We start from the raw sequence: 16,724 nt of genomic DNA on the forward strand, positions 1-16,724 counted from the left end.
TTCAATCAGCCTTATCAGCAGTGCGAGCGGTAGGTTTACGAAGACGGGAGACCGGCGAGACATGGGCCGATCCGTTGTTAAGGGCGATCATCAGCGCGGGCAACCAGCGGCCCAGCAGGCTGAACAGATCGCCAGCGCCGACCTGGCGGTTGGCGGTTTTGAGCACACGGCCCAGGCACGCATCGTCGTCGCGGCTGGACGGCGAAGCGTTGAGCATGTCGCGTAAAGACTGTTCAAACGGATCGTGCATACGCACCTCTCGTGATGTCTGTGAAAGACGCGGGCAAATTTGGCCGGGTCACATGTGCCATCTTCATACCCAGCGCAAACGACGGAATAACCACCACTGACCGAAGGCCAGGGCGAGCACCGTCAAACAGGCGATCAGGAAACCATAAGGGCTGCTGGAGAATGGAATTCCGCCAACGTTGATGCCCAACAGACCGGTGATGAAACTCATCGGTAAAAAAATGCAGGTGATGATCCCGAAGCGGTACATCGTGCGATTCATGCGCTCGCTCAAACGCCGGTCTTCGGCCTCCAGCACAAGCCCCACGCGCTCTCGGGTCAATTCGAGCTCTTCGAGATAGCGGGTCAGGCTGTTGTTCAATTCGTTCCAGTAATCAGCATCATCATCGACAAACCACGGCATCTTGATCCGCGTCAGTTGACCGAAAATGTCTCGCTGCGGAGCGAGAAAACGCTTGAGTCCGGCAGCCCTTCGACGGATGTGCAAAATGGCGCCGTGCTCCGGGGTATACCGTTCGTCGGCATCCATCTTTTCTTCTTCCTCATCGGCGATTTCCGAGAGGCAAGTGACCAGATCCTGCACTTTGTTGGTGAGGAATTGCGCCAGATAAAGGATGAGCTCAGACGAGGTTTTCGGGCCTTTGCCGTCCGCCAGTTCCGCCAACAACTCATCGGTGGCACGCAACGGACGCAAACGCAGAGAAATCACCCGCTGCGCGGAAGCAAAAATCCGCACCGAGACCATGTCTTCCGGCTCGGCACCCGGATTGAGATTGACCCCGCGCAGAAACAGCAGCAGCTCGGAATCCGGCAGCGGCAACAGGCGCGGTCGAGTGTTCTCTTCCAGCAGCAGGTCGCAGGTGAATTCATTGAGCCCGCTGGATTTGCGCAACCAGGTCTGGGTTTGCGGATGACTGCGATCCCAATGCAGCCAGAGGCTTTCATGAGCCTGCAGCTGCAAATCGTCGAGCTCAGTCCGGGCTATCGAACGCGCACCGCCTTTACCGTCCAGCACCAGGGCATGCACCAGCCCCCATTGCGCGTTTTCTTCCTCGAACATCCGCATCCCTTTGTCGAAATTCTTATTCAGGCATTTTCAGCGGACTCGGCGAGACAATCACGCCGTTGTTGTCCGCATAAATAAAGTGGCCCGGGTGAAACGTCACGCCCGCAAACGTCACAGGAACGTTGAGGTCGCCGATACCGCGTTTCTCGGTCTTCATCGGGTGGCTGGCCAGCGCCTGCACGCCCAGATCGGTCTGCGCGATGACATCGACGTCACGGATGCAACCGTAGATCACCAGCCCTTCCCAACCGTTTTTCGCGGCTTTCTCGGCGATCATGTCGCCCAGCAGCGCACGGCGCAGGGAACCACCGCCATCGACCACCAGCACCTTGCCGTTACCCTTGAGTTCCGCTTGTTCCTTGACCAGCGAGTTGTCTTCGAAGCACTTGATGGTCACGATTTCGCCGCCGAACGAATCACGGCCGCCGAAATTGCTGAACATCGGTTCCAGCACCTGCACCAGCTCCGGATAGGCGTCGCACAGGTCAGGCGTAAGGTAATGGTTCATCGAAAAGCTCCTGCAATAAGGAAGACGATCAAGGATGACGCACTCTGAAGAGACGAGTTCCGGCAGTCGCTGTTTACCTTAGTCCATCCCATGGTCGCTGAACGAACCTGAACAAACCCTGAAACGTAATAGCTAAAAAGCCACCAAATATGACCAGAACCGCACAATGCGTCATATCTTAGCCGCAAGCCGATCCGAACGAAATGCCCTCTTCAGCGCCTGCGGCTCAAACGGCCGCTGCCAGATCCGGCCTCTCGCCCAGTAATGGCGTCTGCTGATCGTTCAACCAGCGCGCCACCAGCGGCCACACTTCAGTCTGCGCCGCTTTGCTCACCAACATTTCGACATGACCGAAATTATCGTTGAAACCGTGTTCACGCCCCAGATTGACGAACTGCTTGTGCTCGGAACCCATCTGCTCGAAGAGTTTGCGACAGGCCCAGGCCGGATCCTGATGATCCCCGACCGCACTCACCGCCAGCACCGGCATCTGCACATCGGCAAGACCGGCCCACCAGTCCTTGTCCTTGTCGCCGAAACGGCCGAACAGGCCATACCAGCGCATGCTTTCGATGGCTAGCCCGATCGGCTCGTCTTCCGGACCACGTTTCAGGCGCGAGCCGGACAGCTGCGCAAAGCGCTTGAGAATGAAGCGACCGCTCCACTCCACCGGCGGGATTTTCAGCGGCCAATAAGTACGGCTGACCTGCGTGCCGAAAAACGCCGCCGAGGCCACGGCAGGCTCACCGAGGTATTCACCACCAAGCGCCGCCGCCAACGTGATGCCGCCCAGCGAATGGCCGATCCAGTGCGGCACTTGTCCACTCTGCTCACGCACGAACGCGGCAATGGCCGGCAGATCGTAACGGGCGTAATCAGCGACGCGGTTGCGCCGGTATTCCTCGTTGCGCTGTGACAGACCGTGGCCGCGCATTTCCGGAATCCACACATCGAAACCCAGGCGCGTCAAATACGCGCCCAGTCCCAGGCCTTTCGGTGAAAACCAGAAACGCCGATTGGAAAAACTGCCGTGCAACAGAATCACCGGCACACCGCGTGGCGCCGAGTCATCAGCCATACCCAAACGGGTGACGGCGATCTCCACGGACCAGTCCGGGCTGTTGCCGGGCTTCAATCGATAAACATCTTCGCTCAGATCGCCGCGCCGTTCGGCGCTGATCAGGGCGACAGGAAATAGGTTGCTGCTGCTTTGCATAATGCTCTTGCACAAAAAAGGGCGGCATCTACAGGAGCCCGCCCTACTTCAATCTCAAAGCCCGCTCCCACAAGGGGAGTGGGCCGCTTACATACTCATCAAGCCTGGGCTTGGCCTTCCGCCAGGAAGAACCAGGTTTCCAGCACGGTGTCCGGGTTCAGCGACACGCTTTCGATGCCCTGCTCCATCAGCCACTTGGCCAGGTCCGGATGGTCCGAAGGACCCTGACCGCAGATACCGATGTACTTGCCAGCCTTGTTGCACGCAGCAATCGCGTTGGCCAACAGCTTCTTCACCGCCGGATTACGCTCGTCGAACAGGTGCGCGATGATACCGGAATCGCGGTCCAGGCCCAGGGTCAGCTGAGTCAGGTCATTGGAACCGATCGAGAAGCCGTCGAAGAATTCGAGGAATTCTTCAGCCAGAATCGCGTTGGAGGGCAGTTCGCACATCATGATCACGCGCAGACCGTTCTCGCCGCGCTTCAGGCCGTTTTCGGCGAGCAGATCGACGACTTGGCTGGCTTCGCCCAGAGTACGGACGAACGGCACCATGATTTCGACGTTGGTCAGGCCCATCTCGTTGCGCACACGCTTCAGCGCGCGGCATTCGAGTTCGAAGCAGTCACGGAACGATTCGCTGATGTAACGCGAAGCGCCACGGAAACCCAGCATCGGGTTTTCTTCTTCCGGCTCGTACAGCTTGCCGCCGATCAGGTTGGCGTATTCGTTGGACTTGAAGTCCGACAGGCGCACGATGACCTTCTTCGGTGCGAACGCTGCAGCGAGGGTGCTGATGCCTTCAACCAGTTTCTCGACATAGAAACCAACCGGATCGTCGTAACCGGCGATGCGCTTGTCGACGCTTTCCTTGATTTCCTGCGGCAGACCGTCGTAGTTCAACAGCGCTTTCGGGTGCACACCGATCATGCGGTTGATGATGAACTCCAGACGGGCCAGGCCCACACCGGCGTTCGGCAGCTGTGCGAAGTCGAAAGCGCGGTCCGGGTTGCCGACGTTCATCATGATCTTGAACGGCAGCTCCGGCATGGCGTCGACGGAGTTCTTCTTGATGTCGAAGCCCAGTTCGCCTTCGAAGATGTAACCGGTGTCGCCTTCAGCGCACGAAACGGTTACGCCCTGGCCATCCTTCAGCAGTTGGGTGGCGTTGCCGCAACCGACGACTGCCGGAATGCCCAGCTCACGGGCAATGATCGCCGCGTGGCAAGTACGGCCGCCACGGTTGGTAACGATGGCGCTGGCGCGCTTCATCACCGGTTCCCAGTCCGGGTCGGTCATGTCGGAGACCAGCACGTCGCCCGGCTGGACTTTGTCCATCTCGGAGACGTCTTTGATGATGCGCACTTTACCGGCGCCGATGCGCTGGCCGATGGCGCGACCTTCAACCAGCACGGTGCCGGTTTCTTTCAACAGGTAACGTTCCATGACGTTGGCCTGGGTGCGGCTTTTCACGGTTTCCGGACGGGCCTGCACGATGTACAGCTTGCCGTCGTCACCGTCCTTGGCCCACTCGATGTCCATCGGGCAGCCGTAGTGCTTCTCGATGATCATCGCCTGCTTGGCCAGTTCGCTGACTTCAGCGTCGGTCAGGCAGAAACGTGCGCGCTCAGCCTTGTCGACATCAACGGTCTTGACCGAACGACCGGCCTTGGCCTCGTCGCCGTAGATCATCTTGATGGCTTTGCTGCCCAGGTTGCGACGCAGGATCGCCGGACGACCGGCCTCCAGCGTGCCCTTGTGTACGTAGAACTCGTCCGGGTTGACCGCGCCTTGAACGACGGTTTCGCCCAGGCCGTAAGCGCCGGTGATGAACACCACGTCACGGAAACCGGATTCGGTGTCGAGGGTGAACATGACGCCGGCAGTGCCGGTTTCCGAACGCACCATGCGCTGCACGCCAGCCGACAGGGCGACCAGTTTGTGGTCGAAGCCCTGGTGCACGCGATAGGAAATCGCACGGTCGTTGAACAGCGAAGCGAACACCTCTTTGGCGGCGCGGATGACGTTTTCCACACCACGGATGTTCAGGAAGGTTTCCTGCTGACCGGCGAAGGATGCGTCCGGCAGGTCTTCGGCGGTGGCGGAAGAACGCACGGCCACGGCCACGTCAGGGTTGCCGGCCGACAGCGCGGCGAACGCGGTGCGGATCTCGGCATTCAGTTTTTCCGGGAATTCGGCTTCCATGATCCATTGACGGATCTGTGCGCCGGTCTTGGCCAGGGCGTTGACGTCGTCGACGTCGAGCGCGTCGAGGGCCTGGTGAATCTGGTCGTTGAGGCCGCTCAGTTCGAGGAAATCACGATAGGCCTGAGCCGTCGTGGCGAAGCCGCCGGGGACCGAAACACCGGCGCCTGCCAGGTTACTGATCATCTCGCCCAGGGATGCGTTCTTGCCCCCCACATGCTCAACATCGTGTTTGCCGAGCTTATCGAGGGAAACTACGTACTCTACCAAGGTGATCTCTCCACTAACTGTGTTGGAAAAGCTCAGAAACCGGCTGCTCGGGGGAGCGTTGGCCGGTTGTATGGCCTGGACCTGGAAAATAAGTGAGAATGCGGGCCAATCGCGGCCGACAAATCGCGCCTATCATATCCAAGAATCGTCACTAGCTTAAGGCCCAAGGTGCAAATGAAACGATCTGCTTTCTTTATCTCCGATGGCACCGGCATCACCGCCGAAACCCTGGGTCAAAGCCTCTTGGCGCAGTTCGAAAACATTACCTTCAGCAAATTCACGCGACCGTACATCGACAGCGTGGAAAAAGCGCGGGCCATGGTACAACAAATCAACAAAGCCGCTGAAACCGACGGCTTTCGTCCGATCATCTTCGACACCATCGTCAATCAGGACATTCGTGAGATTCTCGCAACGTCCAATGGTTTCATGATCGACATTTTCTCGACCTTCCTCGCCCCGCTCGAGCAGGAACTGACCGAGCATTCTTCCTACACCGTCGGCAAATCCCATTCGATCGGGCACAACTCCAATTACATGGAGCGCATCGAGGCGGTGAACTTCGCCCTCGACAACGACGACGGTGCGCGCACGCACTATTACGACAAGGCCGATCTGATACTAGTGGGCGTGTCGCGTTGTGGTAAGACGCCGACGTGTCTGTACATGGCGATGCAATTCGGTATTCGTGCGGCCAACTATCCGCTGACCGAAGACGACATGGAGCGCCTGACCCTGCCAGCCGCCCTGCGCGCCCACCAGCACAAGCTGTTCGGCCTGACCATCGACCCGGATCGTCTCACCGCGATCCGTAACGAGCGCAAACCCAACAGCCGCTATTCAAGCTACGCCCAGTGCGAATTCGAAGTGCGCGAAGTGGAAAACCTGTTCCGCCGCGAGAACATCCCGAACATCAACTCCACGCATTTTTCGGTGGAAGAGATTTCGGCGAAGATTCTGGTGGAAAAAGGCGTGGAGCGGCGTTTCAAATAGTTTTGTGGCGCCTGATCTGACGCCATCGCGAGCAGGCTCACTCCTACAGTTGATCTCCAGTGGACACAGATCATGTGTACGACAGAGATTCATTGTAGGAGTGAGCCTGTTCGCGATGAACGATCACACGGTCTCTGTCAGTGCGCGGTTTAAAGCCTCAAACCCCGCCAGCAACAAGCTGTCATCCCCCACCGAGTTGCAAACACTCACCCGAATGAACTGCGGCACCGCCGCATGCCCCACCGCAAACGCCTCGGCGGTAGCAACCAGGTAGTTACGCTCTTTCAGCTCAGCGGCAATCTGCGATGCGCGCCACTCCTCAGGCACTTCCACCCAGAAATGCGGACTGTGGCTGTGCGTCTTGTAGCTCAAGCCCTCCAGTTCACCCGCGACCAATGCCTTGCGCCGGGTGATCTCGTTGATCTGCTCGTCCAGCAAACGCTCGGCCATGCCGTTTTCGATCCACTGGCTCGCCACTTCCATCGCCAACGGGTTGGCCATCCAGCAGGTGCCGCGAATCGCCGAACTGAGGCGCCCGATCAAGGCCTGCGGCGCATGCAGATAGCCGACGCGCAACCCTGCCGAAACAGCCTTGCTCAAACTGCCGATCAACACCGAACGCTCCGGGGCGTAACAGCTCAGAGGCAGCGGGCGCTGACGGGCGAGTACCGCATGGGCTTCGTCTTCGAGCACCAGCAGGTTGTGCTGTCGGCAGATCTCGGCAATGGCCTCGCGCCGTGAGGCTGACATGACTGCGGCCGTAGGATTCTGGATCGTCGGCGTGCAATAAAGCGCCGAGACGCGATGCTGACGGCAGATGTCCTGCAGTGACGAAGGCAACAGCCCTTGGTCATCCATCGCGGCACCGATCAGTTTTATCCCGAGCTGACGGGCGACGCTGATCAATCCGGGGTAGGACAAATGCTCGGTGACTACGGTATCGCCGGCCTTGAGCAACCCCATCAACGCACACAACAGACCATGCTGTCCGCCGTTGACGCACAGCACTTGATCGGCGTGCGGCACAAAATCCCCGTGCTGCAGCCACTCAGCGCCCGCCGCGCGATGCCGTGGCAACCCACCTTCTGCGGTGTACCCCGTCAACTGTTGCAAGCGATGCGGGTTACTGGCCAGGGCGTGCAGCGCCTGACTCAGCAAGGCTGTTTCCTGTCCGGGGATCGGCTGATTCCTACTCATGTCGAAGCAGGCTTGAGGTTCATCGCTGACATTGCGAAAGCCTTTGTCTTGCGGGCGTTCCATCCCGCGCTGGCGCACATAAGTGCCATCGCCTACACGCGCCACTACCAGCCCTACTCGTTCCAACTCGCCGTAAGCACGACTGATGGTGCCGATGGTGACGCCCAGACTGTCAGCCAACAGCCTGTGCGGCGGCAGCTTGCTACCGGCTTCGATGACTGCGGCGCCGATGGCTTTTTCGACCGCATCGGCGAGACGTTTGTACTTCACGCCCACGCCATGGGCGAGGCCGTCGCGGAGGATTGACACCATGGCAATACTTACTTTGACACTCATTCTCGCCCCGAATAGCGTACTGAAAACAGGTTCAATCAGGGATAGACCTTTTCAGTGACGAGGTCAATCCTGCCGTCCGGAGCAGCCAGCATGTCGTCGACCGCCGTCAGCACACCGTTGAACATCAGCAAGCCGTGGCTCGGCGGGTTCATCACCAGCCTGTTGTTTCTCATCGTCTGTCTGAGTTGGGGCACCACGTGGCTGGGGATAAAGATTGCGGTGGAAAGCGTGCCGCCCCTGACAGCCGCCGGCCTGCGTTTTCTGATTGCCTTCCCGCTGTTCCTGGGGTTCGCCGTATTACGCAAGGAGCCGCTACTGTTTCCCCGGCAAAGTCGCTGGTTTTTCGTCTTCGTCACGTTGTCGTACTTCAGCCTGCCGTACTACCTGCTCAACTACGGCGAGATGCACGTCTCCTCGGGCCTGACCGCGCTGTTGTTCAGTGGCATGCCAGTGTTCATCCTGATTTTCTCCGCGGTGTTTCTGCGCGAGAAAATCCACCCCGCGCAAATGTTCGGCATCGCCATCGGCTTCGGCAGTCTGTTCATGATCATCCGCAGCCAGGGCTTGCACCTGGATCAGGCGGAATGGCTCGGTGTGCTGGCGATTCTCAGCGCGGCGATCATGCATGCGCTGTGCTACGTGGTAACCAAAAAGCATGGCAGCGCGATCAGCGTGATCACTTACAACACACTGCCCATCGGCATCGCCGGATTGATGCTGCTGGTGGTTGGCCTGGTTTTCGAAAGCCCGGCATTCACGTCCATCACCACACGCTCGTGGGGCGCCCTGCTCTACCTCGGGCTAGTGGCGTCGGTCGGCGGCTTTATCGTCTATTTCATCCTGCTCAAACGTTTGAGTCCGGTCCTTCTGTCGTTCGTCTTCATCATCTTTCCGGTGTTCGCCGTGATCATCGGCGCCTGGTACGAAGGCACGGAAATCTCTCGGGACCTGATGCTCTATTCGGCAACCCTGCTCGCCGGTTTTGCCATCACCAAGCTGCCCGTCAAACGCTGAAAAAATTCGCGGATTCACTGCAAGACTCACATTGAACATTGGAGGTTCAAATGTCGGTACACACCATGGAAACCCTCAGCCTGTTTAACAATGCACCCTACCAGCGCGACTTCAGTGCCCGGGTCATCGCGGTGGTTGATCAAGCCGTCGTGCTCGAACACACCCTTTTCTACCCCACCGGAGGCGGGCAACCCGGAGATAGCGGGTATTTCAGCCTGCCGGATGGCACGCGGATCAACGTCACGGGAACAGTGCGCGATCCCTTGTTGCCATCGATCATCTGGCATCAGGTGCAGCAATGCCCGCCGCATCTGTGCACGGGCGCCCTGCTCAATGCCAGCCTTGATTGGGAGCGGCGCTATCAACACATGAAGATGCACACGTGCCTGCACTTGCTGGGCTCGATCATCAATGCGCCAGTGACCGGGTGCAGCATCAGTGCTGACAAGGGACGTCTGGATTTCGACCTGCCGGAAATGACCCTCGACAAAGAGCGCATCACTGGCGAACTCAACGCGCTGATTGAGCAGGCCATTCCGGTCAGCACCCTGTCGATGCCGGCCTCGGAGTACCCTGCACTGCTGGAAAGCACCAGCAGCAAAACCGTGAATCCGCCAGTGATCCAGGGCGACCTGCGGATGGTCGAGGTCATTGGCATCGATATCCAGCCCTGTGGCGGTACTCATGTGCAAAACACCCGGGAAATCGGCCGGGTGTTTTGCGAAAAAATCGAGAAGAAAAGCAGGACCAACCGGCGGGTGATCCTGCGATTTGAATGACCGCACGGGTGCCGACCTCAGATCACGAACAGGTCGACAAAGCGGTTAACCGGAGTCGCTTCAAGCTGCGCCTGATCCTTGCACAACGCAAAGATCTCGGCGCAGCGCTGCCCGGTGAAGCGCGTGGCGAGGTTTGCCTTGAACTTGTCTTCGAGCAACGGGATTCCCTCGGCCCGGCGTCGACGATGACCGATCGGGTACTCCACCACCACGTTCTCGGTACTTGAACCGTCTTTGAAAAACACCTGCACGGCGTTGGCAATCGAGCGTTTATCGGCCTCCAGATACTCACGGGTGAAGCGCGGCTCTTCGACAATGACCATTTTCTCGCGCAGCACATCGATGATCGGATGCGCCTTGTGGAAGTCGTCTTCGTATTGCTCGGCCACCAGATTGCCAAAGGCCAGCGGCACAGCGGTCATGTACTGGATGCAGTGATCGCGGTCAGCCGCGTTGGCCAGCGGCCCGACCTTGGAGATGATGCGTATCGCCGATTCATGGGTGGTGATGACGATTTTGTCGATCTCGTGCAGGCGGTTGCGCACTTGTGGATGCAGTGTCACGGCGGCTTCGCAGGCCGTTTGCGCATGAAATTCGGCAGGGAAGCTGATTTTGAACAGGACGTTTTCCATCACGTAACTGCCGAATGGCCGCGAGAAACTGAAGGCGCGCTTGTCTTCGGGTTTCAACGCCAGATCGTTGTTGGTATGGCTGAACAACACATCGTAGAAACCCCACTGCCTGGCACTCAGCACACCGGGAATGCCCATCTCGCCGCGCATGGCGATGTCGGCCAGACGCACGCCGCGACTCGACGCATCCCCCGCCGCCCAGGATTTCCGGGATCCGGCATTCGGCGCATGCCGATAAGTGCGCAGCGCCTGGCCATCGGCGAAGGCATGGGACAGCGCCGACAGCAGTTGCTCGCGATTGGCGCCCATGAGTTTGGCGGTGACGGCGGTCGAGGCGACTTTCACCAGAATGACGTGGTCGAGGCCTACACGATTGAAGGAGTTTTCCAGAGCGATCACCCCCTGAATCTCATGGGCCATGATCATCGCTTCCAGCACCTCGCGCAGGGTCAGCGCTGCTTCGCCATTGGCCAGACGTTTTTGCGACAAGTGATCGGCTACCGCAAGGATCCCGCCGAGGTTATCCGACGGATGCCCCCATTCGGCAGCGAGCCAGGTGTCGTTGTAGTCGAGCCAACGAACGGTGCAGCCAATGTCCCACGCAGCCTTGACCGGATCAAGGCGATACGACGTGCCCGGCACTCGCGCGCCGAACGGCACGACGGTGCCCTCGACGATAGGGCCGAGATGTTTGGTGCATTCGGGGAAACGCAGCGCCAGCAGGCCACAGCCCAACGTATCCATCAGGCAGTTGCGGGCGGTGTTCAGGGCTTCGCTGGATTCGACTTTGTAGCTGAGGACGTAATCAGCGATGTCCTGCAGGACTTGGTCGTAGTCGGGACGGTTGTTCAGGTCGACGTTGGCGCTCATGTTCGATTCACTCTTGAAGTGGTTCGTTGATGGGACCTCGGTTCAGGCTGGCAAATTTTTATTTTTGAAATGCAATCCCCTTGTAGGAGCTGCCGAAGGCTGCGATCTGTTGATCTTGATCTAAAAAAAGATCAACAGATCGCAGCCTTCGGCAGCTCCTACAGGGGGTTATTGGTTGATCAGAAACAATCTCCGGGGATGCGCACGTAGCCTTCCATCAGCACCCGTGCACTGCGGCTCATGATGGCTTTTTTCACCACCCATTCGCCGTTTTCCAGGCTGGCTTCGGCGCCGACGCGCAAGGTCCCGGACGGATGACCGAAGCGCACGGCATTACGTTCGATGCCGCCCGCCGCGAGGTTTACCAGCGTGCCGGAAATGGCCGCAGCGGTACCAATCGCCACCGCCGCGGTGCCCATCATCGCGTGGTGCAACTTGCCCATCGAGAGCGCACGCACCAGCAGATCAACGTCATCCGCCACAATCGCTTTACCGCTCGACGCCACGTAATCCGCAGGCTTGGCCACGAACGCAACCTTGGGTGTGTGCTGACGCTTGGCCGCCTCGTCCAGATTGGTAATCAGACCCATGCGCAGCGCGCCGTAAGCACGAATGGTTTCGAACATCTGCAAGGCTTTTGCATCACTGTTGATCGCGCTTTGCAGCTCGGTGCCGGTGTAGCCGATGTCTTCAGCGTTGATGAAAATCGTCGGGATCCCGGCATTGATCATGGTTGCCTTGAAGGTGCCGACTCCCGGCACTTCCAGCTCATCGATCAGGTTGCCGGTAGGGAACATCGAGCCACTGCCGCCCTCTTCTTCCGCCGCCGGGTCGATGAATTCGACTTGCACTTCAGCGGCCGGAAAGGTCACGCCGTCGAGTTCGAAATCACCGGTTTCCTGCACTTCGCCGTTGGTGATCGGCACGTGGGCGATAATGGTCTTGCCGATGTTCGCCTGCCACACGCGCACCACCGCCACACCGTTGTGCGGAATGCGGCTGACGTCGACCAGACCGTTGCTGATGGCGAACGAACCGACCGCTGCCGAGAGGTTGCCGCAGTTACCGCTCCAGTCGACGAAAGGCTTGTCGATGGAGACCTGACCGAACAGGTAATCGACGTCGTGATCGGCCTTGATGCTCTTTGACAGGATCACGGTTTTGCTGGTGCTGGAAGTGGCGCCGCCCATGCCGTCGATCTGCTTGTCGTACGGGTCGGGGCTGCCAATCACGCGCAACAGCAAGGCGTCACGGGCCGGGCCGGGAATCTGCGCCGCTTCAGGCAGATCCTTGAGGCTGAAGAACACACCTTTGCTGGTGCCGCCGCGCATGTAGGTGGCGGGGATTTTTATCTGTGGTGCGTGAGCCATGGGTGCTCCTTCAAAACGACCAAAGGACTCATCATCCCTTGGTCGCTTAACATGATTTAAACGGCAACCGCCGACTCTTCAAGGAAGTCCTGAGCGAAGCGTTGCAGCACGCCGCCGGCCTCGTAGATCGACACTTCCTCAGCGGTATCCAGACGGCAGGTCACCGGCACGTCGAGGCGCTCGCCATTCTTGCGATGGATCACCAGCGTCAGGTCGGCACGCGGTGTACGGGCGCCGATCACGTCGTAGGTTTCGCTGCCGTCGATGGCCAGGGTGTGGCGATTGGTGCCCGGCTTGAATTCCAGCGGCAAAACGCCCATGCCGACCAGGTTGGTACGGTGAATGCGCTCGAAACCCTCAGCGGCAATCGCCTCGACACCGGCCAGACGCACGCCTTTCGCCGCCCAGTCGCGGGACGAACCCTGACCATAATCGGCGCCGGCAATGATGATCAGCGGCTGCTTGCGTTCCATGTAGGTTTCGATGGCTTCCCACATGCGCATGACTTTGCCTTCCGGCTCGACCCGCGCCAGCGAACCCTGTTTGACCTTGCCGTTTTCCACGACCATTTCGTTGAACAGTTTCGGGTTGGCAAACGTTGCGCGCTGCGCGGTCAGGTGGTCGCCACGGTGGGTGGCGTAAGAGTTGAAGTCCTCTTCCGGCAGGCCCATTTTCGCCAGATATTCGCCGGCGGCACTGTCGAGCATGATCGCGTTCGACGGCGACAGGTGATCGGTGGTGATGTTGTCCGGCAGCACCGCCAGCGGCCGCATGCCTTTCAGCGGACGCGCACCGGCCAGCGCGCCTTCCCAGTACGGCGGACGGCGGATGTAGGTGCTCATCTCCCGCCAGTCGTACAGCGGCGTGACTTTCGGGCCGGTGTCTTCATGGACGGCGAACATCGGAATGTAGACCTGCCGGAACTGTTCAGGCTTGACCGAAGACTTCACCACCGCGTCGATTTCCTCGTCGCTCGGCCAGATGTCTTTCAGGCGGATTTCCTTACCGTCGACCACGCCCAGCACATCTTTCTCGATATCGAAACGGATGGTCCCGGCAATGGCGTACGCGACCACCAGTGGCGGCGATGCAAGGAACGCCTGCTTGGCGTACGGGTGGATGCGGCCGTCGAAGTTGCGGTTACCGGACAACACGGCGGTGGCGTACAGGTCGCGGTCGATGATCTCTTGCTGGATCACCGGATCGAGGGCGCCGGACATGCCGTTGCAAGTGGTGCAGGCGAAGGCGACGACGCCGAAACCCAGTTGCTCCAGCTCCGTGGTCAGCCCCGCTTCGTCGAGGTACAGCGCCACGGTTTTCGAGCCCGGTGCCAGCGAGGACTTCACCCACGGTTTGCGGGTCAGGCCGAGCTTGTTGGCGTTGCGTGCGAGCAGGCCGGCAGCAATCACGTTGCGCGGGTTACTGGTGTTGGTGCAACTGGTGATGGCAGCGATGATCACCGCGCCGTCAGGCATTTGGCCGGGGACTTCTTCCCACTGACCGGAGATGCCTTTGGCCGCCAGATCCGAAGTCGCAACGCGAGCGTGCGGGTTGCTCGGGCCGGCCATATTGCGCACCACAGAAGACAGATCGAAAGACAGACCGCGCTCGTATTGCGCGCCCTTCAGGCTATCGGCCCACAGGCCGGTGGTCTTGGCGTAGTGCTCGACCAACTGTACTTGCTGGTCTTCACGACCGGTCAGTTTCAGGTAATCGATAGTCTGTTGATCGATGTAGAACATCGCTGCGGTGGCGCCGTATTCCGGGGCCATGTTGGAGATCGTCGCGCGGTCGCCGAGGGTCAGCGCCGCCGCGCCTTCGCCGAAGAACTCCAGCCATGCGCCGACGACTTTCTGTTTGCGCAGGTATTCGGTCAGCGCCAGCACCATGTCGGTGGCGGTGATGCCCGGTTGCAGCTTGCCGGTCAATTCAACGCCGACGCTTTCCGGCAGACGCATCCACGAGGCACGGCCGAGCATCACGCTTTCGGCTTCGAGGCCGCCGACGCCGATGGCGATCACGCCCAGTGCATCGACGTGCGGGGTGTGGCTGTCGGTGCCGACGCAGGTGTCAGGGAATGCCACGCCGTCGCGCACCTGGATCACCGGAGACATTTTCTCCAGGTTGATCTGGTGCATGATGCCGTTGCCCGGCGGGATCACGTCGACGTTCTTGAAGGCTTTTTTGGTCCAGTTGATGAAGTGGAAACGGTCTTCGTTGCGGCGGTCTTCGATGGCGCGGTTCTTCTCGAACGCTTGCGCATCAAACCCGCCCGCCTCCACCGCCAGCGAATGGTCGACGATCAATTGCGTCGGCACCACCGGGTTGACCTGCGCCGGGTCGCCGCCCTGCAACGCGATCGCGTCACGCAGGCCGGCAAGGTCGACCAGCGCGGTCTGGCCAAGAATGTCGTGGCAGACCACACGCGCCGGGAACCACGGGAAATCGAGGTCGCGTTTGCGCTCGATCAATTGCTTGAGGGAATCGGTGAGCGTGGCCGGGTCGCAGCGACGCACGAGGTTTTCCGCCAGCACGCGGGAGGTGTACGGCAGGGTGTCGTAGCTGCCGGGCTGAATGGCTTCGATCGCGGTGCGGACATCGAAGTAGTCGAGGGGCGTGCCGGGCAGGTTCTTGCGAAATTCTGTGTTCATCGGGTCAGGACTCGGGTCACGGTAATTACAAAAGGTGGGCAAACGCCAGACTCAAGATTCACACCGTTCCTTGTAGGAGTGAGCCTGCTCGCGATAGCGGTAGATCAGTCGACATCGTTGTTGAATGTCAGTCCGTCATCGCGAGCAGGCTCACTCCTACAGGGGTTAACGGTGGACTCCGGGATAGAGTCAGCCCACCATTCAGCGACGTTCGATTGGCACGAACTTGCGCTGTTCGACGCCGATGTACTCGGCGCTCGGGCGGATGATGCGGTTGTTGGCACGCTGTTCGAACACGTGCGCGGCCCAGCCGGTCAGGCGCGAGCAAACGAAAATCGGCGTGAACAGCTTGGTCGGGATGCCCATGAAGTGGTACGCCGAGGCATGGTAGAAATCGGCGTTGGGGAACAGTTTTTTCTGTTCCCACATGGTCTTGTCAATGGCTTCGGAAACCGGGAACAGCACCTTGTCACCGACTTCGTCAGCGAGCTTCTTCGCCCAGCCTTTGATCACTTCGTTGCGTGGATCACTGTCCTTATAGATCGCGTGGCCGAACCCCATGATCTTGTCTTTGCGCTCGAGCATGCCGAGGGTGCCCTTGACCGCCTCTTCCGGCGATGAAAAGCGCTCGATCATTTCCATCGCCGCTTCGTTGGCACCGCCGTGCAGCGGGCCGCGCAGCGAGCCAATGGCTGCGGTGACGCAGGAATACAGGTCGGACAGGGTCGAAGCACATACGCGAGCGGTGAAGGTCGAGGCGTTGAATTCATGCTCGGCGTAGAGGATCAGCGACACGTTCATGACTTTGACGTGCAGTTCGCTCGGCTTCTTGTCGTGCAGCAGGTGCAGGAAGTGGCCGCCGATGGTTGGCTCGTCGCTGACGCAGTTGATGCGTTTGCCGTCGTGGCTGAAGCGGTACCAATAGCACATGATCGCCGGGAACGCGGCCAGCAGGCGGTCAGTCTTGTCGCGCTGCTCGGAGAAGTCTTTCTCCGGTTCGAGGTTGCCGAGGAACGAGCAACCGGTGCGCATCACGTCCATCGGGTGGGCGTCGGCAGGAATGCGTTCGAGCACTTCTTTCAACGCTTGTGGCAGGTCGCGCAGCTTGCTCAATTTGCCTTGGTATTCGTCGAGTTGCGCCTGAGTAGGCAGCTCGCCGTACAGCAGCAGGTACGCCACTTCTTCAAATTGTGCGTCGGCTGCCAGTTCGCGTACGTCATAGCCGCGATAGGTCAGCCCGGCACCGGCCTGGCCCACGGTGGACAGTGCGGTTTGCCCGGCAACCTGGCCCCGGAGTCCGGCACCACTGAGTACTTTTGCTTCGGCCATTGCTGTCTCCAATCTTGAATTTGTTAGGGAATCTGCAATT

13 protein-coding genes are annotated in these 16,724 nt (G+C 59.6%); 3 read left to right on the forward strand and 10 right to left on the reverse strand.

From position 1 onward, the window contains the following. Position 1: 1 nt before the first annotated feature. The 5 genes from JFT86_RS27120 to ppsA form a co-directional block, all read right to left on the reverse strand. Entirely contained in the window at positions 2-250 is a 249-nt protein-coding gene (locus JFT86_RS27120) for a hypothetical protein (RefSeq protein WP_008076827.1), read from the reverse strand. Between the two features lie 63 nt (positions 251-313). Continuing rightward, entirely contained in the window at positions 314-1,309 is a 996-nt protein-coding gene (locus JFT86_RS27125) for a zinc transporter ZntB (RefSeq protein ID WP_201239152.1), read from the reverse strand. Between the two features lie 22 nt (positions 1,310-1,331). After that, complete coding sequence (gene rraA, locus JFT86_RS27130) at positions 1,332-1,823, reverse strand: ribonuclease E activity regulator RraA (RefSeq protein ID WP_201239153.1); 492 nt, start codon at positions 1,821-1,823, stop codon at positions 1,332-1,334. Positions 1,824-2,049: 226 nt separating this feature from the next. Further along, complete coding sequence (locus JFT86_RS27135) at positions 2,050-3,039, reverse strand: alpha/beta fold hydrolase (protein ID WP_201239154.1); 990 nt, start codon at positions 3,037-3,039, stop codon at positions 2,050-2,052. Positions 3,040-3,137: 98 nt separating this feature from the next. Then, positions 3,138-5,513, reverse strand: a complete 2,376-nt coding sequence (gene ppsA, locus JFT86_RS27140; protein WP_201239155.1) for a phosphoenolpyruvate synthase — start codon at positions 5,511-5,513, stop codon at positions 3,138-3,140. A gap of 174 nt (positions 5,514-5,687) precedes the next feature. Here ppsA and JFT86_RS27145 point away from each other — a divergent pair, with 174 nt between their 5' ends. Further along, a complete protein-coding gene (locus JFT86_RS27145) occupies positions 5,688-6,506 on the forward strand; it encodes a pyruvate, water dikinase regulatory protein (protein WP_008076822.1) in 819 nt (272 codons plus the stop codon). Positions 6,507-6,629: 123 nt separating this feature from the next. Here JFT86_RS27145 and JFT86_RS27150 read toward each other — a convergent pair whose 3' ends face one another. After that, on the reverse strand, positions 6,630-8,039 hold the full coding sequence (locus JFT86_RS27150) for a PLP-dependent aminotransferase family protein (RefSeq protein ID WP_201239156.1): 1,410 nt from the start codon (positions 8,037-8,039) through the stop codon (positions 6,630-6,632). A 90-nt stretch (positions 8,040-8,129) separates the two neighbouring features. Between JFT86_RS27150 and JFT86_RS27155 the strand changes: the two genes are divergently transcribed. Next, a complete protein-coding gene (locus JFT86_RS27155) occupies positions 8,130-9,053 on the forward strand; it encodes an EamA family transporter (protein WP_201239157.1) in 924 nt (307 codons plus the stop codon). Positions 9,054-9,103: 50 nt separating this feature from the next. Beyond that, positions 9,104-9,832 (forward strand): alanyl-tRNA editing protein, encoded by a 729-nt coding sequence (locus tag JFT86_RS27160; RefSeq protein WP_201239158.1) that lies wholly within the window; start codon positions 9,104-9,106, stop codon positions 9,830-9,832. A gap of 17 nt (positions 9,833-9,849) precedes the next feature. Here the strand turns inward: JFT86_RS27160 and prpD are convergent, their stop codons facing one another. The 4 genes from prpD to prpC form a co-directional block, all read right to left on the reverse strand. Then, on the reverse strand, positions 9,850-11,334 hold the full coding sequence (gene prpD, locus JFT86_RS27165) for a 2-methylcitrate dehydratase (protein ID WP_201239159.1): 1,485 nt from the start codon (positions 11,332-11,334) through the stop codon (positions 9,850-9,852). A 179-nt stretch (positions 11,335-11,513) separates the two neighbouring features. Further along, positions 11,514-12,704, reverse strand: a complete 1,191-nt coding sequence (prpF, locus tag JFT86_RS27170) for a 2-methylaconitate cis-trans isomerase PrpF (RefSeq protein ID WP_201239160.1) — start codon at positions 12,702-12,704, stop codon at positions 11,514-11,516. A 56-nt stretch (positions 12,705-12,760) separates the two neighbouring features. Then, positions 12,761-15,355, reverse strand: coding sequence for a Fe/S-dependent 2-methylisocitrate dehydratase AcnD (gene acnD / locus JFT86_RS27175; RefSeq protein WP_201239161.1), 2,595 nt, complete (start codon positions 15,353-15,355; stop codon positions 12,761-12,763). 201 nt (positions 15,356-15,556) lie between these two features. Further along, the gene (prpC, locus tag JFT86_RS27180; RefSeq protein WP_201239162.1) at positions 15,557-16,684 is read right to left on the reverse strand and encodes a 2-methylcitrate synthase; all 1,128 of its coding nucleotides are present in this window, start codon (positions 16,682-16,684) and stop codon (positions 15,557-15,559) included. Positions 16,685-16,724 lie beyond the last annotated feature (40 nt).

The sequence above is a fragment of the Pseudomonas sp. TH06 genome (assembly GCF_016651305.1).
GTDB lineage: Bacteria > Pseudomonadota > Gammaproteobacteria > Pseudomonadales > Pseudomonadaceae > Aquipseudomonas.